Annotated in this window: 1 rRNA gene; it reads left to right on the forward strand. The window is 56.9% G+C overall.

From position 1 onward, the window contains the following. Positions 1 to 351: 351 nt before the first annotated feature. Positions 352 to 564 (forward strand): 23S ribosomal RNA (locus DXB98_RS09935); the annotation flags it as partial.

The raw sequence follows: 564 nt of genomic DNA on the forward strand, positions 1-564 counted from the left end.
GGGCAGGAGCCCGTCCGGTGGATGTCGCCCGCGATGAAGTCCCCGCAGCACCCGGTCCCCGGGGTCGCACCCGCGTACCTTGAGAGCCGCATAGCGATAGGAGAGAGATGGAAGATCCGAATCTTCCAGACTCGATTCTTTTCTGCGATTAAATCAAAGAATGATAGCAATCATTCATCCGATCCAAACAAGAAGAATTCACTTATTTATGAGTGAGGAGCATCTGATCGCGAGCACAGTCAAGACTGTGCCGCGGTATGAGATACCCGAATTGCGACATACGAGCGCTATTCATGATATCGATTAATTAACTTTAGCGACACGTGGATATCCCGCGGGCCCGGAGCGGTCCCGCAAGATACCACGGGCGCACGGCGGATGCCTTGGCACAGGGAGCCGATGAAGGACGCGGCAAGCTGCGATAATCCCCGGCGAGGAGCACACATCCTTCGACCCGGGGGTCTCCGAATGGGCGAACCCATGCACAGCAGTGTGCATATCCCCACCCCGAACGCATAGGGGCGGGGAGGACAACCCGGGGAACTGAAACATCTAAGTACCCGG

It is taken from the genome of Collinsella sp. OM07-12 (genome assembly GCF_003438275.1).
Taxonomy (GTDB): domain Bacteria; phylum Actinomycetota; class Coriobacteriia; order Coriobacteriales; family Coriobacteriaceae; genus Collinsella.